Source organism: Thalassospira sp. CH_XMU1420-2 (assembly GCF_037029325.1).
Taxonomy (GTDB): Bacteria; Pseudomonadota; Alphaproteobacteria; order Rhodospirillales; family Thalassospiraceae; genus Thalassospira; species Thalassospira povalilytica.
The window spans coordinates 55,779-78,492 of sequence record NZ_JAYMEG010000002.1; the positions used below are offsets into that span (position 1 = coordinate 55,779).

Consider the following 22,714-nt stretch of genomic DNA (forward strand, 5'->3'; position numbering starts at 1 on the left):
GCAGGGAATGAAGTGGAATGAATTGACAGAAGGGGACGATCAGACGGCCTGATATTCAGGCCTCTTTGCCCCCTTCATTGTCCCCTTCATCGCCCGCTTCTTCTTCCAACTGTTCAAGGAACTGTTCGGTTGCCGCGATCCGGGTATTGAGCAAATCAACCAGCCCGCGACCAACATCCTGCAAGGCATTGTCGATATTGGCTGGCCCGACAGTTTCGCCCTTCTGTATTTTTTGCAGCATCTCGGCATGCTGTTTGAATTTAAGGGAATCTTCCACCGCCCCGACCACAGACAGCAATCCACCCAGCGCAGTCGTTTCACGCACGATGTCTTCCCAGACCTTGCGTCCATGATCGATTTCAAGTTTGTGGGTCAACCGTTTTGCATCACGGACGAATGTCTTGAGCGAATTGACGTAGGTTGACGATTGTCCGTCAAAGCGCTGTTCGATCACATCAGCATTGAAACCAAGATCCCGACCAACCTTCCATGCCTCTACCGAATGTCTGGCGTTTTTATCTGTGTTCCTGAATTGCCGGGCCCTGCCAACATATTTGGACATGGCCATGACAATTTCGCGCATTACAAACGGCTTGATCACCACTTCGTTGGCACCCGATTGAAGGCTTCTGTGATGAAGTTCGGATGTGCTGTTGGCTGTCATCATCAGGACCGGGATATCCTGATAGCCCAGTTCGCGGATACGTTTGACCGCATCAAACCCGTTCAGGTCAGGCATTTGCACATCCATCAGAACGATATCGATCTCGTCGCGGTAATTCTGCACTTTGCTGATCGCTTCATAACCGCCCGACGCCGTATAGACTTGTGCACCATTGCGGATCATGAATTCCTTGGCGACTTCGCGGTGCATCTGGTTGTCATCAACGATCAGTACCGTATTGCCCGACAGCGGTTCGGCGCTGGTTCCAGGATTTTCACCTTCCGTCACTGGCTCCTGGACATGGGCTGTTGCATCGGCAACCGCGTCAAGCAACATGCTGAGTGTCACCGGTTTGGTCAGGAAGCCATTCAACACCCGCCCGCGGTCCTGGATATTTTTGGACAGGAATGTCCGGTTATGGGCGGATATCATAACAATGATCGGCACCTTGCCACCATTCTGAAGCTTTCTGATTTCCTCGCTGGTTTGCCAGCCATCCATACCAGGCATGCGCCAATCAATCAGAATGACGTCATATGACTCCCGCATGCCTTGTTTGAACCGGATCATATGCATTGCTGCTTCGCCTGACGCCGCAACATCAACCGTCCAGCCAAGTGCAGATGTCAGCTGCTCAAACACGGTTCGGGATGTCTCATTATCATCAACAATAAGTGCCTGAAGGTTTTTAAGATGTGCCGGGACAACAAAGCCGGATCTGAAACTGTCAATCCCTTCGACACTTGCCTGGAAATGAAGACCCGTCATTTCCAGATTTTGATGATCAAGGAACAATTCACCACCAATCGCCGGGGCGATACGCCGGGCAATTTCGAGATCCAGGTGAATTCCGCCGGACGCCCCACCACCAATCTTGTCTTTGGTCAATACTTCGACACTGAGTTCGGGGAGTTTGTCCTCACTGTCGGTCATTCGAACACGGATCAACACCGTTTTGCCGACTTCACCGCCAATGACATGCAAAACAAGATGACAAACCAGCTTTGCAACCAGCTTTTTGTGGTATTTGATCGCCTTTTCGACACTGAGATCGGTATCAAACAGGATTTCGTTATCTTCGATATCCTTGCGCTGTCCCAGCGCGAAAGAAATATCGTTTAACAGCTCATCGATACCGAATGTCTCGTAACTGCCTTCCTTGACCTGAAAATCCAGTTCAAAAAATGAAATCACGGAATCTGCGCGGTCTGCTGCTTCGCGGTATATTTTCTGCAACCCCGAAAAATAGCGTTGGGCATCGGGACCGACGGCGCTCATTTCCGCAAGATCAAGAATGCCTGACGCGTTTTGAAAGCGCGACCGCATGTCGTGACTGAGTTCACGCAACAGCATCCGGTCATCATCATTCAGCTTCAAACTGCCCTGAACACCGATCGAAACAGGTTCGCGGATGCTGCCCAGGTCTTCTTCCGGCCGGATGATGACCAGCGCATCGCTCCCCTCGCCCGTGCTGCTGCGAAGCGGAACCAGAATTACTGTTCCCGATATCGTGTGCCTGCCAATTTTCAGGGACTGGCGTTCCGAAACCAGCCAGTTTGGCCATTCATCGTCGTCCTGATCGCTCGCCCCGCCTTCTTTTCCGTTTGAAGGAAGATCAAGTTTCAGCCCTGATATCGTTTCGCTTGAAAGCCCGATAATCTCACGCAGATGACCGTTACAGCCGATGATTTGATGATTGCTGTCAATCGCCAATGCCGGGACCGGAAGCATGTAAATACACTCGACCAGCTCACGCTGCAAAACCGAACGTGTGTCTTTGTGTTCCCGTTCCGCACTTTGGGTCGTATTCCGGAAAATACAGTAAAATGCCAGTATCGTCAGAAGAACGACACAACCGCCCAGAACTTCATTCACAACGGGAAGTCCAACCACATATGAGCCCAGACCAGTCAGCGCGACAATCACAACACACACGCTGATCATAGCTTTGTCCGGCTTCATATCTTCCGACATCAACTAACTCCCCCAGGAACACAACCCTGGAAACATTATTTCGCGATAAATTGTTCCTATGGGTGTATATAGATACAGTACCAACCTATTGTAAGTCACTCATAAGAATAGTTTTACTTTGCGATGAAGGCCATTGATGGCCAAACAAAAAAAAGACGCACGAGCATGTCGTAGCGTCTTTTTGAAATGTCGGGATCGACCAAGTTGGATCACAATTTCCTATGAACAGGAATCCTTTGACAACCAGCCCAGAAAGACCGCGCCATCTTCAAGCCGTTGATGGCTGAAACATTTTCCGTCGGGATAGGCACTGCTGGCCGGGGTAAAGCGCACTTCGTCCTCGCCCGGTAGAATGTTGGTGGTGGTTTCCACCAGTTCGGTATGAACCGTGCCCATGCCATCGGCCGGAACCAGACAGTCATAACGCCCGCCATTGCCATTCACCGTCCGCACCCCGACCATGCCGTGGTTCATCGGCCAAGCTTTGAGAACCGACACCAGATCGCCCGGATTCTCCGCAAGGCAGGCCGTAATCGCCGGTTGCAGATCGGCGAAATATTCGGTCCAGATACCTTTGCCCGCCGATTTCAGCTCATCAAGCTTGACCACCGGAAAGTTGCCCGGCGGCAATGCCAGGCCGACCGGTGCGGCAGACACGGCACAATGGGTTTCACCAGACGGGGTTTGCCAGATCGCATCTTCGCCCTTGCCGCGCAGTTCATACAGATCATTGGCATAGCCATATCCCGACCCGGTCGGAATACGGGCCAACGATAACGGTTCGCGGCCAGGGAATTCGACGGTGGCGCGGTCAATGCGCTGCTCGAAGGTCACCGAAAAACGGCTTTGATCGTCACAGACAAAGACCTTGGACCCGCCAAGCTTCGCGGTATCGCTGTTCATTTGGGCCAGCATCGCATCGATGCGGCTCAATGCCACCTTGCTTTGGGCAAGGGCGCCGCTGACTTCATGTTCGTCGGGATTGCTTTGCACGCCATTGACGGTCTTGGTCCCCGATGAAAAGCGGCCTTGCGCGAAATCAAGCTGCAAGCTGTATTCCAGCGGCGTGTCGCTTTGCGCCCCGTCATAATTGACGCGCGTGGCATTTTCCGAAAACCGCAACAGCTGACCATTGCGGTAATAAAGCTTCACATCCGAGGTGCCGTAATCACCAAGGTCGCGATGCTCGTCAACCATCATCGGTTCGCCTTCGGGCGAGACATATGCCTTATAGGTCACGGTATGATCGGATGCGACATACTGACCGGGAATAACCCGCAAGGATGGCAGGCGGGCTTCGATTGCGGCAATGTCGCGCGCGGTATCGGCACCGTCAAATTTGCGCGCCCCGTCAGACTGGGTATGTGACACCGGACGCACCGTAATTTCCACATCACTTGGCGCATCACCGGTCAGCACCCGATAGACCTGATCATTGCGAAACAGCGTATCGCCGTCGGAATTGACGATTTCGGCTTCAAGCGCATAGGTCATGCGCGGATCGATTTTCGATCCGTCATAGGGCAGGACAAAAACCATCGGCGGGTTTGACACCGGCTGACGCAGGGATGCGATTTCAACCGACGGCGCATCGGCACGCGATACATCCCGCAGCCTGACAACCAGAAACGCATTATCAGGCGACAGCGCAATCCGTTCGCGATAGGTCACCGAACCGGTGACCCTGGTCGTGCTGGTTTGAAATGCCGCACAGGCCGATAACAACGTGACCATGCCAATGGCAAGTAACGTCCTTACCCACATTTTCGCGGACGATATTGAGTTCATTGAGACCCCAGTTTGCTCGTTTTTTTGGATTGTGCAGTTATATGCGCACAATGTTGCCGCCAAAAATACCTAAAACCAAGGCCAAAAAGGGGCAAGGCACGTTATTTGCTGCTGTTTTGCGTTCAGGCTGCCCTGTCAGCAGGCGGATCAAGACGAATGCCGTCACCATCAAAAAGATGCCAGTTGTCCTGATCGGCAATCGTCAGGGCCAATTGATCGCCGATCGAAACCCGGACAATGCCCGCCAGACGCACATTGACGTCCATCTGTGACGGATCGCCAATCCCGCAATGAAGCTGAACAAACGTATCCGATCCAAGATGTTCGACCGCCAAGACCGTGCCCTTTAATGCGGCATTGCCTTCGTCGCACAGAACCAGATGTTCGGGACGCGCCCCCACCGTCAGGGACCGGTTGGCGGCAACATGATCGCCCATTGCCACCGCAAGTCCCGATGGCATGACAACACGCCCGTTCTCGTCACTGCGTGCATCCCAGAAATTCATCTTGGGTGATCCGATAAATCCGGCAACAAACCGGTTGGCCGGTTGCAGATAAAGATCAAGCGGCGTTCCCACCTGTTCGACAATCCCGTCACGCAACACCACAATCCGGTCCGCCATGGTCATGGCTTCGACCTGATCATGGGTGACGTAAATCATGGTGGCCCCAAGTTCGCGGTGCAGACGGGCAAGCTCCATCCGCATATCGACGCGAAGTGCCGCATCAAGATTTGAAAGCGGTTCATCAAGCAAAATGATTTTGGGATTCCGCGCAAGAGCCCGGCCAATCGCAACACGCTGGCGCTGTCCGCCAGAAAGCTGTTTGGGGGTGCGATCAAACAGATGAAGCAATTGCAAAACATCGCCGATTTCGCGGGTCTTGGCATCGATATCGGATTTCGACCACCCCGCCATCTTAAGCGGGAAGCCGATATTTTCCGAGACTGTCATATGCGGATAAAGCGCATAGGATTGAAATACCATGGCAATATCGCGATCAGACGCCGGAAGATGATCGACACGCTTGTCCCCCAGATGAATTTCACCGGCGGTGATTTCTTCAAGCCCGGAAATCATGCGCAGCAATGTGGATTTGCCACAGCCCGACGGGCCGACAAAAACCACAAGCTCCCCGTCCCTGATCGACAGATCCACGCCCTTGATGATGTCGGCTGTGCCAAACGACTTTGTGACATTGAACAAAGATACAGACGACATTTCAGCTATTCTCCACCTGGTCGAATGTCATGATTTCTTCGCCGGTCGGCACTGGCGCGGACAGGACCGCTGCGACATCAGGGCAAAGATCGGAAATTTCGGGATATTTGCGCGGGTTGCTGGCAATGGCCTTGCCGGCGACTTCGATCCCGGCGCGCAATGCATCGGGCAAAGCGGCCTGCATCTGCAACGCCATCAAAAAGCCCGCGTTAAAGCAATCCCCTGCCCCCACGGTGTCGACAACATCGACCGGTCCGGGTACGGGCACATGCAGGATCTTGCCACCGGCAAAAGCCGTCGCCCCGGCTGCCCCGCGTTTGACCACAATGATCGCATCGGATGGCAGTTTATCGGCAATACGGGCCAGATATGTTTCTATATCGCGGGCAAATTCGGTTTGTGCAATGCCCAGAATGCCCGATGCCTCGGCATCATTGATCAGAAGGATATCCACATACCCCAACCAGCTTTCAAGATGGGTCTGGACATCATCGCTCCATCCGCCGGTCGGCCATGCGGTATCAAGGGCAACAATCGCGCTGCTGTCATGAAGTTCCTTCATCAGGCTGGCGCAATCAGGCAGCAGACCGGGCATCAAAAACGTTCCGACAAACAGTGCAATCGCACCATCAACCCGGGTTCCCGACAGCATTTCGCGCACCATTTTCGCGTCAAAGATCGAACTGTGCCCTTCGTTTGACAGGAACGTGCGTTCCTTGTCGGGATGGGTCAGACCGAACGTCACCGAGGTCACGGTATCGATGCGATGCCAGTGATCGGCAAGCGGTCCGAACTGTTCGCACAGCCAGTCGCCCATGGCGTCCTTGCCGACATTGACGACGATATGCTGATGGGCATCAAGCGCCATCAAAGCCGCACCAAAATTACCGCATCCCCCGCCGATCCGCATTTCATAATCGGGATAGACGGTCTCGGTCCCCGGTTGCGGCCAATGGGCGATGGGGCCCATCAACTGATCCACATTGATCGTGCCAATCGATATGATCGGACGTGCCGGATCAGGACGAATGCCCGGATATGATTTTGTCATGGCATTCATCCCTTTACACTGCCGCTTGCAAGTCCGGACACCAGGGTTTTCTGCATGAAGAAGGCCAGAATGACCGGGGGTACGGCCGCCAGAATTCCGGCTGCTGAAATCAGGCCGTAATCCGCCACACGCCCGGCCGCCAGATCGGCAATCGCCACGGTGATGGTTTTGGCCCGAATGTCATTGGTGAACAAAAGCCCGTAGAAAAATTCATCCCATGCCAGCAACACCGCCATCATCACCGCCGCCCCAAGGGCCGGACGGGCAATCGGCAGGATCACATACCAGATGGCCTGCAACCGGTTGGCACCATCAATGATCGGGGCTTCGTCAAGATCGCCCGGAATGGTGTCAAAGTTGCTTTTGAGAAGCCAGGTCGTGAAGGGCAACAGGATCGAGCAATAAACAATGATCAGGGCAAAGTGGGTATTGAGAAGCCCAAGCGCACTCATCACCGTATAAAGCGGCAAAACGATTGCCACAGGCGGCAACATAAAGATCGCAATCACCGCATAAAGCAGGTTCTTGCGCCGCGGTCCGGGCAAACGCGAAAAGCTGTAGGCCGCCGGAATGGCTGCAATGATCGAAAGTCCGGTCGCGGCAAAGGCAATGATGATGCTGTTGCGAATGCCATAGAGGAAACTGGCCGACGGGCTGTTTTCGGCAAACACCAACAGATTGCGATAATTTTCAAAAGTCGGCGCATCCGGCCACCATTGCAGCGGCAAGGTGGTCAGATGGGTGGATGAGCTGATGCTCATGATAAACAGCCACAAAACCGGCACCGCAATCACGGTGGCAAGAACAAGTGCCCCCAGATAGATGCAGATCTTTTTTGTCAGGGATGCCTTCATAATCACACTTCTCCCTGCTTGCGGATCAGATACATGTATCCGGCAATCAGACAGGCACTGATCAAAACAACAATCAGCGCATAGGATGCCCCGGAACCGACGCGCATATAGGCAAACGCTTCCTGATAGACATAGAAACTGACGGTCTTGGTACTGCTGGCCGGGCCACCACGGGTCATGACATAGATGATGTCAAAGACCTTGAAGGCCTCGATCGTGCGCAAAACCAGTGCGACGCTAAGCGGCCCCAGAATGGCCGGAAGGGTGATGCGCCAAAACCGGTTCCAAACCCCTGCCCCGTCAAGGGTGGCGGCCTCGTATAAATCCTTGGGCACGGTCTGAAGAGCGGCCAGCGCAATCAGGGCCACCAGCGGGAAGTTTTTCCAGACATCGGCAAGAATGACCATATCAAGGGCGGTTGCCGGGTCCCCCAGCCAGGAGCGATAGGCATCAAGCATCCCGATCTGGACCAGAAGCGCATTCAGCGCCCCGAAATCGGGGTTATAGATCAGCCGCCACATCATGGCGTTGACCACCGTCGGCAGCGCAAGCGGCAAAATCAGCATGGCGCGCAACAGGGTCCGCCCGGCAAAGGCTTCGTTCAGCAACAGCGCAACCAGAACACCGATCACCATTTCCGCCCCGACGGAAATGACGGCGAAATAGGTGGTGTGCCAGATGGCTTCAAGAAACTTGGAAGAAGACAGCGCACGCACATAGTTGTCGAAGCCGACAAAGATGCTGGTGACATCAGGCGCAATCAGTTTCGCACCGGTCAGGCTGTAATAGATCGTCTTGATCAGCGGGTAGCCACTGACCCCGACGATGATCACGATCATCGGGGTCAGTAAAAGCCACGCCGTCACCGTTTTACGATAGGAAATCATAGCGGTGCATTCGGCTCCGGAGTTTGAACCCGAACAAGTATGGAGGAGGATCACACAAGTCCGGGTTCTGGATCGAAAAGACGCTTTCGCGCTTATTGCATGTCCGAGATGGTCTCGGCTGCGTCATTCAGGGCATCAGCCGGTTTGACCGAACCAAGCATCGCATTCTGAAGGGCTTCTTGCAGAACCGATGAGGCTTCCTGATAGGATGCCATGGTCGGGCGCGGTGCCATGACAGCAAGGCTGGTTTTGGCCGCTTCGACAAACGGTTCCTGGCCTTTGATCACGTCCGGGTTGGAATAGGATGCTTCCCATACCGGCAGGCTGAGCTTGGCAAATTTATCCTGCACATTCTGCGAGGTCAGGAACTGAATATATTTCCAGGCTTCTTCCTTGTGACCGCTTTTGGTCGGGATCCCAAGCCCCATCGAACCGTTGACAGCCGATGCCTTCGAAACACCATCAGTCCCCGGTGCCGGTGCAATGCCGACCTTGCCGGCAACCTGGCTTTCGGCCGGGTCATTGGCAAGATTATACATATAGCCCCAGTTCAGTGCGAAAGCCGCCTGACCGCTGGAGAATACGCGACGAACGTCTTCTTCAAGATATTCACGGGAATTCGGGTTGGTCAGGCCGTCATCAAGGGTGCCAACCATATATTCAAGCGCCTTGAGACCGCCACCGGTATTGAAGGCCGGTTTGCCATCGGCATCAAGGAATTCACCGCCCATGCCCGAAAGGATGGTGGTGTAATCACAAATGGCGGCTTCGGACTGCGACCAGGACCAGACCAGCGGATAGTCGACAATGCCCTTTTCCTTGATGGCTGCGGCCTGTGCGCGCAGTTCTTCCCAGGTTGCAGGCGGATTGTCAAAACCGGCAGCTTTGAGCATGTCCTTGTTATAGAACAGGAACTTGGTATCGGCGATCCATGGCATGCCATACAGCGCACCATCATATTCCACCGTGGTCCAGGCACCGTCGAGAATGCCCGACCGGGTTTTGTCATCGATGCGTGACGTGACATCTTCAAGCAGCTGATATTGCGCAAATTCCGCCGGCCAGATCACGTCATACAGCACAACGTCATAGCCATTGGCACTTTGCGACAGCACGATCTTGTCATGCAGGGCTTCGTACGGAACCAGTTCGGCATTGACCTTGATGCCGGGATTGGCGGCTTCGAACTCGGCCGTCATGTTGCGAATGTCATCTTCGCTATAGGCAGCCTGCGCCATGAACAGCGCATTGAGGGTCACATCAGCATGCGCGGCACCCGATGCGGCCAGCACGCCGATCGCAGCACCCGTCATGATATTCTTGATATTCATGATTTATATCTCCCTGATACATAGGATACGACTTGGATAGACGACAAGCCTGATTGAGGACAGGCTTTATTATTAATTCAATTTGATGTAATTAATAAGTCAAAAGAAAATGGGCGGCAATGGCAAAGATGAAAAAACAACCAAAGAGCGTCACGGGAACCAACCTTTTACACGCCAAGAATCACAACAGACGTGCGGTGTTGGACGCGGTCAGACGCCATGACGGATTGTCACGGGCAGATATTACGCGCATCACCAATCTGTCGGCCCAGACGATTTCGAACCTGGTCGGGGAACTCGAAGAAACGGGACTTCTTCTGGCTGGCGAACCGATTCGTCAAAAACGTGGTCAGCCTGCCCGCCCCTATCGCCTGAACCCGGATGGCGGTTATGCCATCGGATTTCAGCTGACCGGAACGCAGTTTGACGCCGTACTGGTCAATCTTCTGGGCGAGGAACGTGCGCGCATCAGCCAGCAATTCAACCATCCCAATCCCGAACGCGCGGTCGAATTGCTGATTGAGGCAACCCGCAAAATCATTGCCGATTGCGGACTTGATCCGGCACGCAATATCGGGATCGGCATTGCGATGCCGGGGCCCGTCGGCATTGCCGGCCCGACCGGCATCGCCCCGGGCTGGGAAAATTTCGATATTGTTGCCGCCATGTCAGAAAAGATCGATTGTCCGGTATTTGCCGAAAATGACGCCGATGCCGCCGCGATTTCCGAAAAGCTGTATGGCAATGCCAGAACACTGGAAAATTTCGTCTATGTCTTTATCGGCTATGGCTTGGGTGCCGGTCTGTTCATGGACAACCAGATCATTCACGGCACCAACGGGGCGGCTGGTGAGATCGGCCATTTGCCGGTCGAACCCCATGGGCGCGATTGCCCGTGCGGACGCAAGGGATGCCTTGAACGTTATGTGTCGCTTTTGGCGCTGTATGATGAATTTGATGCGGCCGATCGCGACGCGCTTTTGAATGACACGACACTTAATCGTCTGGCACAGCTGTCACCCGATGATGAACCGGTCAAACGCTGGATCAAACAGGCCGCGCCGCATCTGGCAACGGCGGTGCAAATCCTTGGCAGCATGCTTGATCCACAGGCAGTCATGCTGGGCGGTTTGTTGCCCGCGTCAATCCTTGATGCGTTACTTGACGAGCTTGGCCGTCTTGAAACTGCGGGCAGTCGCACCCCGCTTGGCAATGCACTTCCGGTGCAGGCAGGCGTCGGCAACCTGCTGTCCGCGGCAATGGGTGCTGCGGCCTTGCCGATTTATCATGAACTGGTCCCGGACTTTCAGAACATGCTGAAAATCCGGGATGCCAAAGGATGAGTTAGCAGGGAAACGTCGCGGCCCCTATCCGGCAAATCGCGTGCAGGGCTGACCGGCGACATCTGTGCGGATCGATAACAGCGCGCCTTCCAGTTCGTTGTCATTGCCATCGAGCCCAACCGAGGCCGAGGTAATATAAAGCGTCTTAAGGTCCGGGCCACCAAACACGCAACTGGTCGGCTGGGTCACCGGAAGATCAATGATCTGGTCGATACTGCCATCCGGGGCAAAGCGGATCAGGCAACTGCCGCCCCAGCGCGCATTCCAGATATAGCCATCGGCATCCATCGCTGATCCGTCCATATTACCGCGATCCTGCGGGCCAAAGAATACGCGCGGATTGCTTGGAACCCCGGTCGCCATGTCATAGTCATAGACATTGAGCGTATCCTTGATGGTGTCACCAAAGAACATCTTCTTGCCGTCGGCCGACCAAAGCAGCGTATTGGAAATCCCGATATCAGACAGGAAACGGGTTGTTTCCCCGTCCGGCCCCACCCGGTTGAGTGTCCCGGTCGAAACCGTCACAGGAAGGTCTTCGCCATTCGGGCCGATATTGTTTTGCATGGTGCCGTGCCAGAACCGCCCCGCGGGGTCCACCCGGCTTTCATTGGACCGGTTGCCCGCATGGTCGCGATCTGGCGCGACAAAGGGCGTTGTTTCCCCGCTTTCGGCATCAAGAAACGCCAAACCATCGGCAAGGGCAACCAGAAGCCCGTCATTTTCGCGCGGGACAATTGCCGCAACCGGCTGATCGAATGTCCAGCTGCGCGACGCACCATCACTTGGACGCAGGGCAAAGGCGGTCTTTCCGACAATATCCACCCAGTACAGCACGCCATCCTTGGCATCCCAATGCGGGCCTTCGCCCAGCGTGCAGCGCAGGTTTGGCAAGACGGTTTTCACGTTGGCCATGGTTTCTCCCTGATATTTCATGCGGTTTTCCGCTTTGTTCCGGTAATGGCGGGCTGTTTGCAAAGCCCTTCCCCCATACCGGAAATACCTGATCCATATTGCTACCCGGAATGGCAACTTCTGAAAAGTCATTTTGTATGATGATTTAATTTGCCGCGAAGATTTTGAACAAATGCAATCGCAACTCGGTTGCATTTTCTGCAAGTAATTGATAGGCATTCTCACATTGGGGCGATTGTTTTCAATCGTCCCGGGTCGATATCCCGGCCAGCAGGTTCAAGGACTTCGTCCCGATTACAGTTTTTACGAGTTTTCAGCACATGTTCGATCTGAAAGACGTCATCTTCAAGAGTGACGGCAAAAATCCCAAAACGCTGCTTGATGACATTACGGTCAATTTTCCGACCGGTGCGTTCAGCGCCATTGTGGGCCATAACGGATCGGGCAAAAGTACGCTTTTGAAGCTTCTGGCGCGCAAGAACAAAAAGCATGCTGGCACCATCACCCTTGATGACGCGGTTCTTGAAGATCACGGCACGCGCGATTTTGCCCGCAAGGTCGCCTATTTGCCGCAAAATCCGGTGGTGCCGCCGCATCTGAGTGTGCGCGAACTGGTGGCATTTGGTCGTTATCCCTGGCGCGGGGCATTTGGCCGTTACCGCGACGAAGACCATGCCAAGATTGATCAGGCGATGGAACTGACCCATGTCACCGGCTTTTCCGACCGTCTGGTCGCAAGCCTGTCGGGCGGCGAACGCCAGCGTGTGTGGCTTGCCATGCTGCTTGCACAGGATGCGCCGGTGCTGTTGCTGGACGAACCGACATCGGCCCTTGATGTCGGCCATCAGCGCGACATTCTGCGACTGGTCGCCAATCTGAAAGATCAGAACAATCTGACCGTGATTGCCGTTTTGCATGATATCGACATGGTCGGGCGTTTCGCCGATCACATCGTCGCATTGCGCGGCGGGCGGACCTGCTGGCAGGGCAACGCACGCGATTTCATGCAGGGCGAAACACTTCGCGACATTTTCCAAACCGACATTGATGTCATCCATCTGCCGGACCATGACCGTTTCGTCAGTTATGTCGCCTAGTGCGCTGTGACGACAGGGTTACGGATCAGCCAACAGGGATCAGGAACATTCATATGCGCACCCGTCTGATTTGCAAGTTTGCGGCAAGCTTTCTTGTAACGATTGCCGCCATGTCATCGATGGGCGCCATCGCCCAGACCATGACCCATGAAATGGGCGACGTCACCTTTGACACCACGCCGACCCGTTTTGCCGGATCAAACTGGGCGCTGACCGAAAGTTTCCTGGCACTGGGCATTGATCCGGTTGCCGTTCCCGAAGCGGACGGCTATCGCGTGTGGGTGGTTGAACCGGAACTTCCGGCCGAATTTGCCGATCTTGGCACCCGGCGCGAACCCAATTTCGAAGCCCTGCGCGAAGCCAAACCAGACGCCATTGTCATCAGTGCCGATGTGGCGATGGCCTATGACAAGCTTTCGGCCATTGCGCCAACACTGGTCTATTCGATCTATAATACCGGAAGCAGCGAACCCGCCATTGACCGGGCCGAAACACTGCTGCGCAATATTGGCAAGCTGACGGGCAAATCCGAGAAGGCCGAAGAAGTCATCACCTCGGTCAATGCCCGGATTGATGCCGCGGCCAAACGCATCCGCGACAAGGTCGGCAATGATGCCAAATTCGCCGTTGTCCGCATCCTTGACGAAGCCCATTTCCGCATTCACGGCACCACATCACTGTTCGGGTCGGTTCTGGCACGGATGGGATTTGCCAATGCCTGGGATGGCGAGGTCAATGGTTGGGCATTCCATAACGGCGATGTTTCCGATCTGGCGAAACTTGGCGATGTTCATTTTGCCTATGTCGAACCGATTGCCCCGACGGTCCAAAGTCGCCTGTTTGACACCGCGATCTGGAAGGCGATGCCGTTTGCACGCAATGGTCATGTTTATACCGTGCCATCAAGCTGGACCTTTGGCGGGGTCCTGTCAGCCGCACGCTTTGCCGAACTGCTGGCCGATGCCGTAACCGGCACCCCGACCACCGCAAGCGGATCATAAACCATGGCTTTGTTGCGTACTGTTCTGGGCGGGATTTTGATCACCGCAACATTTTGCGTCGTAAGTGCGACATCGGCCCATGCCGATCCGATCCGCATTGAACATGAACGCGGAACGCTTGAACTGCCGGGGCCGGCAAAGCGCGTTGCCACCATCAACTGGGCCTTTACCGAAACCGTGATTGCGCTTGGTCTTGATCCGGTGGCGGTTGCAGATCCGGTTGATTATGTCGAATGGGTCGAAGAACCGGCATTGCCCGATGAATTTGTTGATCTTGGGCAACGATCATCGCCCAATCTTGAGGCCCTGCGCGCGGCAAAGCCCGACCTGATCATTACCATTCCCGATATCGGGATCAATTATGAGAAACTGTCGGAAATTGCGCCGGTTTTGCAATTGCGGATGTTTGAAGAAAACCGTCCGGCATTCCAGGCCGCACGCGAAGTTTTTGGCAAAATCGCCAAGGCCACCGGCCGCGAAGCCGAAGGTGCGGCCTATCTGGCCGATGTCGATGCGAAACTGGCCGAATATGGGGCACGCACCCGTGCGGCCCTTGGCCCAGATCAGCAACTTAATATCATCTATTTCTTTGATGAAAGCACGATCGGCATGTTTGGCGACACCAGCCTGCCCGGTTCGGTGATGGCCGCAATGAATGTGCCGATGGCCTTTCACGGTGAAGTCAACAAATGGGGCTTTGCCCGTGGTGGTCTTGAACTGATTGCCCCTTATGCCAAGCAAAGTGTCGTCTATACCAACCCGGTGCCCGATGCCATTCTGGACAAGATGTTCGCATCCCCGATGTGGAAATTCATGGATTTCACGCGCAACAATCGCGTCTATGAGCTTCCGGTTGTCTGGATGTATGGCGGGGTTCCGTCATCACTTCGCTTTGCGAAACTTCTGACCGAAAGCATCGAGAACGGCCCGCATCAATGACCAACACCCGTTCGAACATTCCGGCTGCTTTGCTGGTCGCGCTTGGTCTGTCCTGTATTGGTATCCTGATCGCTGATTTCTGGCCGCTCCTGCAAAAGGGACTGGCAACGCAGGTCATGTTCAGCCCCGATGAAACCGACTTTGACCAGATCCTGTTTCATTACAGTACCCTGCCCCGCCTTGTGATGGCGTTTCTGTGCGGGGCGGGTCTGGCTCTCGCCGGGGCGGCGATCCAGACTGTTCTGCGCAACCCGCTGGCATCGCCGACGACACTTGGCGTCGGGGCCGGTGTTGAATTTGCCCTGACCATTTTCCTGCTTGTCGCGCCGGCATCAATGGCCGTCTTTCAAGAAGCCTTTGCCCTGGCGGGCGGGATGATTGCGCTTGGCGCGGTCTATCTGATTGCATCAAAACGCGGCAATGCGACGCTGTGGCTTATTCTGGCGGGCATGATTGTCAATCTGCTGTTGCAGTCCGCATCCCAGATCGTGTTGCTGTTTAACGAACAATATCTGCAATCGGTCTTCATGTGGGGGGCGGGTGATCTGGCCCAGAATGGCTGGGAAACCACGCAATTTATCCTGCCGCGCGTAATCATTGGCATGATTGCGGTGCTGGCCCTGTCGCGGCCGCTTGATCTGCTGGCACTGGGCGATGACACCGCCAATTCACTGGGGGCCAAGGTCACGGTGTTGCGGTTGCTGATCCTTGGTTTTGCGGTTTTCATCACCGCATCGGTGATTTCTGCTGCCGGTTTGATCGGTTTTGTCGGTCTTGCCGTGCCCGCCGCCCTGCGGATCGCAGGACTGACCCGGTCACGTGATCTTATGATCTATTCGGTGCTGACCGGCGGGTTTGTGCTGATGATCATTGATTTCATCGTGCGACAGTTTAACGGTCTTGGCGGGGATGTGTTGCCGACCGGGGCTGCGACCGCGCTGTTCGGGGCACCGTTCATCATCCTGATCCTGCGCAAGGCACGGATCATGCCCGGCACCCAAAGCGAAGACCAGCACAGCGATCAGGAAATCGTTTCCAAGCTGGGCCTGTCGATCATTCTGGGCATCACGCTTGTTCTGGGTATCGGTTTCTCGCTGTTCATTTCGCTTGATGGCAACGGCTTTGCGGTGCTTGGTCTTGATGGTGACAGTTACGACATTCTGCTGGGCCGTTCGGAACGTACCTTTGCCGCGATGATTTGCGGGGCCGCACTTGCGGTTTCGGGCACGCTTATTCAGCGGGTCGGGCGCAACCCGTTGGCCAGTCCGGAAATCACCGGGGTCAGTTCGGCCACCGCCCTTGCCATGATCATCGCACTTGCGATTTTCGGCTTCGCACAGCGTGCCGAATTGATGGTGATCGGGGCGGCCGGCGGAATTGTATCGTTGCTGGTGCTGCTTGTTCTGTGTCGCAAATTTACCCATGCACCGCATTACATGTTGCTGAACGGTTTGGCGCTGACCGCCATTCTGGGGGCGATCGTGCGCATTGTGCTGACCCGCAGCGGCACCCAGACCACCATGCTGATGTCATGGCTGGCCGGGACGACCTATTTCACCAATATGAACGAGGTCATGATCGTTGCCGGGGTAACGGCGGCGTTGCTGATTGTTGCCATTGCCCTTCGCCGTCCGCTTGAACTGGCGTCCCTTGGCACCGATCAGTCGGTTTCGCTGGGGCTTGGCATTTCGGGGTTCCAGTTTGCCATGATGCTGCTGGCGGCAATCCTTGCGGCCAGTGCCACCCTGCTTGTCGGACCGCTGAGTTTTGTCGGGCTGATGGCCCCGCATCTGGCCCGTGTTGCCGGCTATCGGCTGGCGGGCGGGCATTTGCTGGGTGCGGTCCTGATCGGGGTCAATGTGATGATGGTGGCCGAATGGCTGGCCCGTAACCTGATTTATCCGGCACAGCTTCCGACCGGACTGATCGCGGCCCTGATCGGAACCAGCTATTTCATGATTCTGGCTGTGCGCAAACGATAATCACCGCGATATCACACGCATCGGAACGTGCTATATCAACCGGGTTTAAGCGGCCAGTTTTGCGCCAGTGCAAATGCCTGATCAAGGCTTGTCACATGTTTGACCGGGAATGGCAGCATGCGGGCAAAGTTGCTGTTTTCGACGTCATGGGCATCATCAACATGCAGATGCCCGTCGCCATGGTCATGGCCTTCATCGACGCGAATAAGACCCTTGGCGAACATGCCAAGCCGGTCGCGATTTTCCTTGAACCAGGCAGCCGCCTGTTTGCGGGTTTCGTGATCCTGTTCCGTCATGCCGGCAACCCGCAGGATCAGGATCGCCGGGTCCTGACGCCGGGCAAGGTCGTGCAAGGCTGCCAGATAGGATTGCCCGTCCGCATCACTTTGACGGTCAACCATTTCAAACAGCACGATGTCGGCTGCGGGCTGGCTTGAACGAAACATCGCCGGTCTCCTTGTGCAAAGGGCCCGGCGGGTATCCCGCCAGGCCGTAAAGGTCAAATTTTGCCGTAACCGGTCGCGATCAGAATTCGCGCCGGAAACCGATGGTCACTGTGCGTCCGTGCCCGGCAACCGAATACCCGCGAAGGGCCGATGCCGCCGGGTTTTCATAGCTGGCATCAAAGATGTTCTCGACCCCGAAGCGCGCCGTGCCGCCAAGCACCGGGTAATTGCCCATAAGATTGAAAACCAGACTGGATTTGACTTTCTTGTTGTCGATCTTGGTGCGTGGCGCAGTATAGGTGCCGTCAAAACGCATATTGAGATCGCCCCAGACATAGCTGTCGACATAGCCGGTAAACCGGAACGGGGACGGGATGCGGTTATTGGGCAACCAGCTGTCAAGATCGCCATTCTTGTTACTGTCGTAACGACCTTCGACATAGGATGCCAGGGCCCCGACATAGGTATCCTCGGTCACATCATATTCGCCGGTCAGTTCGGCACCGATGATGCGTTCCTTTTGCTGGCTAAGCGCATTGGTGGAGGCATCGAACGTATCGCCGCGTTCATTGGTGCTCATGTAAACGGCACCGGTCGTGCGGAAATCGGGCCCGTTATAGCGTGCTGCCAGTTCATAGGTCTTGACCTTGGATGCTTCGACGTCAAGGGCGCTGAAATTCATCGGCACGCCGTTGAAACCGGCACGGCGGGTATAGGCCCCCACATCGGGAACAGAGAAACCTTCGCTATAACTAAGTGACGTATCGATCCGGTCGGTCCAGTGCACCACCGCCGATGCGTTATAGGTCACCGCACTATAGGTCGTGTTGCCACCGGTATATTGCGCAGCGGCAAGGATCGCCTGACCGACACCGGCGTTATAGCGCATATAATTCGGACGCAGGAAATCCTTGACCTTCAGATCATATTTTTCATAACGCACCCCGCCCGACAGATCGACAAACTGCGTAACCGGCGCGCTGAGTTGGGCAAAGACAGCCTTGCCATCCTGTTCCATCGGTGCGCCGATATCGCGGCCACTGATCGTGCGGTATTTGATGTCATCATGGGTCAAATCCCCACCCCAGGTCAGGGTCAGGCCGTCATACACCGGATCAAGGCTGGTATCGGTCGAAAGCTTCACACCATATTTGACCGTATCAATTACCGATTGGCCCAGCGGGTCTTCGACAGCACCACTATTGGCAAGTGCCACCAGTGCCGGATTGTAGCTGGCATGGTAATCGGCGCGTGCGGCCTGTTTGTAGCTGTCATTGTAAAACAGTTTAAGGTCGCCGGTCCCGATCTTGCCGAAATCATATTCATATCCGCCGGTGAAATACTGGCTTTCATCTTCCAGCGGCTGGGCAAGATAGGGATTGTCATAATCCACCGAGACCGGATCGGTGGTCAGGTCGGGATAATATTCGATATCCTGACGAAACCGGACGACTTCGGACGACAGAAACAGTCGATGACCCTCGGCAACGGTCAGCCCCGCCTTGCCAAACAGGTTGAGGTCTTCGGCATTGTCAAAACCGCCCTGCCCCAGCATCGCATCCGACGGCACCTGATTGCCATAACCGTCAAAGGCATCACCCGATTTCGATGCGGTGACGCTTGCGGCAAGATCGACCGCACCGACACCCCCACTGCCCGACAATGTCAGCGACGGCGAAAAACTGTCATCAATATCGTCGGTATAGCTGGTGACATGCCCGTCAACGACAAAGCTGTTATTTCCGACTTCGCCGGTTTTGGTGATGATGTTGATGGTCGCCCCGGTCGCGCCATCCCCGTTCAGCGCGTTTGACCCCGGAATGACTTCGATGCTTTCGACCTGGGCGATATCGATCATTGACAGGATACGGCTGGTATTTCGGAGCGGCGTGTTGCGCGATACCCCGTCAACCAGCACCTGGACATCACGCCCGCGGAAGGTTTCCGTGCTGGAAATCAGGCTTTGATCATCAAACATGAAACCCGGCACCGTGTTGCGGATGACATTGGTGATGTCGCTGCTTTTGGCCATCTGGGTTTCGATCTGATCCCGACCGATCACCACAACCGATGGCGACATGGATTTGATCGACCGGCGCGAACGGGTGGCACTGACCACCACTTCGGGCAGGACCGTGGTACCGCCATTTTCAAGCGCGCCCGAACTTGCCGGTGCGATACGCACACTGTCATCGGTGACGAATTCAAACTGATACCCGGTTCCGGTAAGCAGCAATTGCAAGGCATCACGCGCGTCAAGCGTTGCGGATACATCGCCGCTGCTCATGCCCGAAAGATCACCCTGAACAATCAGTTGCAGACCAAACTGATCGGCCAGCTGATCAAGCGCGCCGCGCAGATCGCCCGCCGAAATCGTGATCTGTTGCGGTGTTGTTGTGCCTTCCTGTGCCGATGCCATCGGCACGGTTGCCATCATCAAGGTCGCGACAAGTGCCGTGGTTCCCCAAAGACGCGACATTCCAGAATTCTCAGCTTTCAAAGCTTACCCCCATCGTTCGAAGATAATAATGCAAATCACTATTACCCTCATGACGAACCGGGTTCCGATTTGAGGAGCACATTTTTTCTATTTTCTTGAAATTATTCTGAAACCGGCGGGAAACGCCCGTTCTTCAAGACCATAAGCAGCCAGCAAGGCATCATGTGCGCTGTGCGGTTTGCTGATATCAAAGCTGCCCGATACGGTGATATCGCCCAGACGCGGATCGCGAACAAAGGTCACATCCCCCATCAGCGGCGCAATCCGCGCCAGCAATTCATCAATCGGCATATCATCAACAATCCAGCGCCCACCCCGCCATGGCGCAACCCGTTCGGGGGCGACTTCGGCAAAATGAAGATCCCCGTCCGCGTCCTGCCATGCCGCCCGCCCGGCCACCAGGCGTGCCAAGCGCATCTTGCGGTCTTCCAGATCGACCGTGCCTTCGGATACTTCGACCCGCGCATGCCCGCCCCATTTCGACGCGCTAAAGGCGGTGCCAACCGCAATGGCCGTGACCTGGTTAAGGTGAATGCGCAGCGGACGTGATGCATCCTTTGCGACCTTGATGAAAATGCCGCCTTCGAGAACGGTAATATCGCGAAGGGCGTCGCTGTAATTCAGGGCAACCCGGGTTCCGGGCTCCATCCAGATGCTCGATCCATCAGGCAGGTCATGCATCTGACCAACCACCGATGCGTCTGCTGCTGCAACCAGATCGGGATCGGGCTGAAAGGCCGAATAGCCAAACAACACCACCAGCACCAGACAGGTCAGCACTGCCAGAACCGGGCGAAATGGCCGCTTGGCCGATCGCATGCCCGGCAACCGTCCACTGCCGCCTTCCAGCGCGCCCAACCGTTCAAGATCACGGCGCACACCGGCCAGATCGACCGGCTTCGGCTCATCAGCGCGGGTGTCGATGGAGGCACGGGTGTCACGCGTGACGCTATCGGATAATGCCGCGCCGTCCTCGGCTGCGGCGATTTCCATGCTTTGCCAGATCTGGCAGGCCCGCACCAAACGTTGCGGATTGCCCGGATCGGCATCCTGCCAGGCGCTGAAGGCGGCTTCCTCGGCCGGGGTCAAATCCGATTGATCAAGGCGGACCGCCCAGTAATCGGCAATGTCTTCATTGCTTTGGCAGTCTTCGGGATAGCGGAATTCTGTCATGGCAAAGTCGATACCCGGCTTCTGGCTGCGTGGTTTGTTATCTTGATGACGTTTAACGCAGTCATTTGAGGATGTTCAGTTTTCATGGCGCGCCAACACCTGTTTGCAATGTCTAAGCGCCTGACGCAAATGCTTTTCGACCATATTGCGGCTGACGCCAAGCTGTTCGGCGGCCTCGGTCGGGCTCAGATGGTCACGCTTGCACAGCAAAAATACTTCGCGGCACCGGGGCGGCAATTCGTCAATCGCGGCCTTGACGATATCAAGACGCTGACGATCGGCACTGATCTGTTCAGGGGTGACCGATTGTGCCCCGGCCCCTTCCATGTCGCTGATTTCGGCCGGATCGGTGAATTCAAGCGGGTTGCGTTTATGACGCCGCAGCGCATCAATCGCCAGATTGGTCGCCATGCGCATCATATAGGCCGGCGGATTGGCAATCTGGGCCGGATCGACATTGCGATGGCGCAGCTGCACATAAAGATCCTGCAATACGTCATGGCTTTCGTCGCGCGTCGGCAGGTATTTCTGAACCTGACGCAACAAACGATCATGATATTGCTGAAAGATGGAATCCCAAAAACGGTCATCGACCGCCATTTTGCCGCACCTGATTTCCGATAATGATAACCGTTATCATTTTCATCTTTGATTATCTTCGATCCGGCACGCCGTCAATGCCAAAAGCAAAAAGGCCCGCAATTGCGGACCTTTTGCCAAAAGGAAAATGATCGAAGATGACGCGAAATCAGTCTTCGAAATGGCCCTTGGCGGCAAAGCCGCCGCCCTGATAGATCACCGCCGGATCGTGGCGGTCTTCGGGGCCAAAGGCGGCTTCGATTTCCGCGCGGAACTGTTCGGAGCTGTCTTGCGGTTTCCAGCCAAGGAAATCGGCGTGATCGTTGCTCCACCATTTGGTTTTGTTGTCCGACACCCCGTACACCACCAGATGACCGGTCATCGGGGCATCAAAGATCGCCTTCATCAGCGACAGGAAGTCACGCGGGCTGAGCCAGGTCGACAGCATGCGGCGATCGCGCGGCTTTTCAAAGCACGACCCGATACGAACCGATACCGTTTCGACATCGAACTTGTCGTAGTAATAGCTTGCCACCGCCTCGCCATAGCATTTGGTCACGCCATAGAGGCTATCGGGGCGCAGTTCGGACTTGTCATCAAGTTTGGTGGTGCGCTTGTGAAAACCGATTGCATGGTTGGAGCTGGCAAACATGATGCGCCCCACCCCGTTCTGACGCGCCCCTTCATACAGGTTATAGGTACCCGCAAGATTGGCCTGAAGCAGATCATCAAAGGCCGCCTCGATCGAAATCCCGCCCAGATGAATGATGCCATCGACATCCTTGGTCAGTTCGATCACGGCCGCACGATCAGACAGGTCGCATTGCACGACTTCCTCGTTCGGGCCGGCCGGGTCCATCGGGGAAATATCGGACAGGCGAATGACATCGGCATAGCCCTTTAGCCCTTCGCGGCAGATTTTCCCAAGGTTGCCACCAGCACCGGTAATCAGCAAACGTTTCATCTTTAT

18 protein-coding genes are annotated in these 22,714 nt (G+C 55.4%); 5 read left to right on the plus strand and 13 right to left on the minus strand.

The window, feature by feature from the left end:
• Positions 1–55: 55 nt before the first annotated feature.
• The 7 genes from WA429_RS04955 to WA429_RS04985 form a co-directional block, all read right to left on the minus strand.
• On the minus strand, positions 56–2,638 hold the full coding sequence (locus tag WA429_RS04955; RefSeq protein ID WP_287465833.1) for a response regulator: 2,583 nt from the start codon (positions 2,636–2,638) through the stop codon (positions 56–58).
• Between the two features lie 219 nt (positions 2,639–2,857).
• On the minus strand, positions 2,858–4,426 hold the full coding sequence (locus WA429_RS04960) for a YbaY family lipoprotein (protein WP_250284260.1): 1,569 nt from the start codon (positions 4,424–4,426) through the stop codon (positions 2,858–2,860).
• Between the two features lie 122 nt (positions 4,427–4,548).
• Positions 4,549–5,646, minus strand: a complete 1,098-nt coding sequence (locus WA429_RS04965) for an ABC transporter ATP-binding protein (protein ID WP_287465831.1) — start codon at positions 5,644–5,646, stop codon at positions 4,549–4,551.
• A 1-nt stretch (position 5,647) separates the two neighbouring features.
• Positions 5,648–6,697, minus strand: a complete 1,050-nt coding sequence (locus tag WA429_RS04970; protein ID WP_287465830.1) for a carbohydrate kinase family protein — start codon at positions 6,695–6,697, stop codon at positions 5,648–5,650.
• 5 nt (positions 6,698–6,702) lie between these two features.
• Positions 6,703–7,551, minus strand: coding sequence for a carbohydrate ABC transporter permease (locus tag WA429_RS04975; RefSeq protein WP_068517950.1), 849 nt, complete (start codon positions 7,549–7,551; stop codon positions 6,703–6,705).
• Positions 7,552–7,553: 2 nt separating this feature from the next.
• Complete coding sequence (locus WA429_RS04980) at positions 7,554–8,438, minus strand: carbohydrate ABC transporter permease (RefSeq protein WP_068517949.1); 885 nt, start codon at positions 8,436–8,438, stop codon at positions 7,554–7,556.
• A gap of 92 nt (positions 8,439–8,530) precedes the next feature.
• Positions 8,531–9,769: an extracellular solute-binding protein gene (locus tag WA429_RS04985; protein WP_068517948.1), complete on the minus strand. Its 1,239-nt coding sequence runs from the start codon at positions 9,767–9,769 to the stop codon at positions 8,531–8,533.
• A gap of 128 nt (positions 9,770–9,897) precedes the next feature.
• Here WA429_RS04985 and WA429_RS04990 point away from each other — a divergent pair, with 128 nt between their 5' ends.
• Positions 9,898–11,112 carry an ROK family transcriptional regulator gene (locus tag WA429_RS04990; RefSeq protein ID WP_228194147.1) on the plus strand — a complete coding sequence of 405 codons (1,215 nt, stop codon included), beginning with the start codon at positions 9,898–9,900 and terminating at the stop codon, positions 11,110–11,112.
• A gap of 24 nt (positions 11,113–11,136) precedes the next feature.
• Here WA429_RS04990 and WA429_RS04995 read toward each other — a convergent pair whose 3' ends face one another.
• Positions 11,137–12,048 (minus strand): SMP-30/gluconolactonase/LRE family protein, encoded by a 912-nt coding sequence (locus WA429_RS04995; RefSeq protein WP_287465827.1) that lies wholly within the window; start codon positions 12,046–12,048, stop codon positions 11,137–11,139.
• A 299-nt stretch (positions 12,049–12,347) separates the two neighbouring features.
• Between WA429_RS04995 and WA429_RS05000 the strand changes: the two genes are divergently transcribed.
• From WA429_RS05000 to fhuB, 4 genes are read left to right on the plus strand one after another with little or no spacing between them, the layout of a single operon-like run.
• Entirely contained in the window at positions 12,348–13,124 is a 777-nt protein-coding gene (locus WA429_RS05000; protein WP_228194149.1) for an ABC transporter ATP-binding protein, read from the plus strand.
• Positions 13,125–13,177: 53 nt separating this feature from the next.
• On the plus strand, positions 13,178–14,125 hold the full coding sequence (locus WA429_RS05005) for an iron-siderophore ABC transporter substrate-binding protein (RefSeq protein ID WP_287465825.1): 948 nt from the start codon (positions 13,178–13,180) through the stop codon (positions 14,123–14,125).
• Positions 14,126–14,128: 3 nt separating this feature from the next.
• Entirely contained in the window at positions 14,129–15,064 is a 936-nt protein-coding gene (locus WA429_RS05010) for an ABC transporter substrate-binding protein (RefSeq protein ID WP_287465824.1), read from the plus strand.
• Positions 15,061–17,046: a Fe(3+)-hydroxamate ABC transporter permease FhuB gene (fhuB, locus tag WA429_RS05015; protein ID WP_287465823.1), complete on the plus strand. Its 1,986-nt coding sequence runs from the start codon at positions 15,061–15,063 to the stop codon at positions 17,044–17,046. Before WA429_RS05010 ends, fhuB begins: the two co-directional genes overlap by 4 nt.
• A 35-nt stretch (positions 17,047–17,081) precedes the next feature.
• Here the strand turns inward: fhuB and WA429_RS05020 are convergent, their stop codons facing one another.
• From WA429_RS05020 to WA429_RS05040, 5 genes are all read right to left on the minus strand, one after another.
• Complete coding sequence (locus tag WA429_RS05020) at positions 17,082–17,492, minus strand: hypothetical protein (protein ID WP_287465821.1); 411 nt, start codon at positions 17,490–17,492, stop codon at positions 17,082–17,084.
• A 79-nt stretch (positions 17,493–17,571) separates the two neighbouring features.
• Complete coding sequence (locus WA429_RS05025; RefSeq protein WP_287465819.1) at positions 17,572–19,971, minus strand: TonB-dependent receptor; 2,400 nt, start codon at positions 19,969–19,971, stop codon at positions 17,572–17,574.
• Between the two features lie 108 nt (positions 19,972–20,079).
• On the minus strand, positions 20,080–21,165 hold the full coding sequence (locus WA429_RS05030; RefSeq protein ID WP_287465817.1) for a FecR family protein: 1,086 nt from the start codon (positions 21,163–21,165) through the stop codon (positions 20,080–20,082).
• A gap of 75 nt (positions 21,166–21,240) precedes the next feature.
• Complete coding sequence (locus tag WA429_RS05035) at positions 21,241–21,765, minus strand: RNA polymerase sigma factor (RefSeq protein WP_068517939.1); 525 nt, start codon at positions 21,763–21,765, stop codon at positions 21,241–21,243.
• 148 nt (positions 21,766–21,913) lie between these two features.
• Positions 21,914–22,708, minus strand: coding sequence for an NAD-dependent epimerase/dehydratase family protein (locus WA429_RS05040; RefSeq protein WP_068517938.1), 795 nt, complete (start codon positions 22,706–22,708; stop codon positions 21,914–21,916).
• Between the last annotated feature and the right edge of the window lie 6 nt (positions 22,709–22,714).

Bases quoted from the DNA above. Each gene is read 5' to 3' on its own strand.
- WA429_RS05000 (WP_228194149.1), top strand. From the start codon at position 12,348: ATGTTCGATCTGAAAGACGTCATCTTCAAGAGTGACGGCAAAAATCCC.
- WA429_RS05025 (WP_287465819.1), bottom strand. From the start codon at position 19,971: ATGTCGCGTCTTTGGGGAACCACGGCACTTGTCGCGACCTTGATGATG.
- WA429_RS04955 (WP_287465833.1), bottom strand. From the start codon at position 2,638: ATGTCGGAAGATATGAAGCCGGACAAAGCTATGATCAGCGTGTGTGTT.
- WA429_RS05010 (WP_287465824.1), top strand. From the start codon at position 14,129: ATGGCTTTGTTGCGTACTGTTCTGGGCGGGATTTTGATCACCGCAACA.
- WA429_RS04995 (WP_287465827.1), bottom strand. From the start codon at position 12,048: ATGAAATATCAGGGAGAAACCATGGCCAACGTGAAAACCGTCTTGCCA.
- WA429_RS04975 (WP_068517950.1), bottom strand. From the start codon at position 7,551: ATGAAGGCATCCCTGACAAAAAAGATCTGCATCTATCTGGGGGCACTT.
- WA429_RS04970 (WP_287465830.1), bottom strand. From the start codon at position 6,697: ATGACAAAATCATATCCGGGCATTCGTCCTGATCCGGCACGTCCGATC.
- WA429_RS04960 (WP_250284260.1), bottom strand. From the start codon at position 4,426: ATGAACTCAATATCGTCCGCGAAAATGTGGGTAAGGACGTTACTTGCC.
- WA429_RS05030 (WP_287465817.1), bottom strand. From the start codon at position 21,165: ATGACAGAATTCCGCTATCCCGAAGACTGCCAAAGCAATGAAGACATT.
- WA429_RS05020 (WP_287465821.1), bottom strand. From the start codon at position 17,492: ATGTTTCGTTCAAGCCAGCCCGCAGCCGACATCGTGCTGTTTGAAATG.
- WA429_RS04965 (WP_287465831.1), bottom strand. From the start codon at position 5,646: ATGTCGTCTGTATCTTTGTTCAATGTCACAAAGTCGTTTGGCACAGCC.
- WA429_RS04985 (WP_068517948.1), bottom strand. From the start codon at position 9,769: ATGAATATCAAGAATATCATGACGGGTGCTGCGATCGGCGTGCTGGCC.
- WA429_RS04990 (WP_228194147.1), top strand. From the start codon at position 9,898: ATGAAAAAACAACCAAAGAGCGTCACGGGAACCAACCTTTTACACGCC.
- fhuB (WP_287465823.1), top strand. From the start codon at position 15,061: ATGACCAACACCCGTTCGAACATTCCGGCTGCTTTGCTGGTCGCGCTT.
- WA429_RS05040 (WP_068517938.1), bottom strand. From the start codon at position 22,708: ATGAAACGTTTGCTGATTACCGGTGCTGGTGGCAACCTTGGGAAAATC.
- WA429_RS04980 (WP_068517949.1), bottom strand. From the start codon at position 8,438: ATGATTTCCTATCGTAAAACGGTGACGGCGTGGCTTTTACTGACCCCG.
- WA429_RS05035 (WP_068517939.1), bottom strand. From the start codon at position 21,765: ATGGCGGTCGATGACCGTTTTTGGGATTCCATCTTTCAGCAATATCAT.
- WA429_RS05005 (WP_287465825.1), top strand. From the start codon at position 13,178: ATGCGCACCCGTCTGATTTGCAAGTTTGCGGCAAGCTTTCTTGTAACG.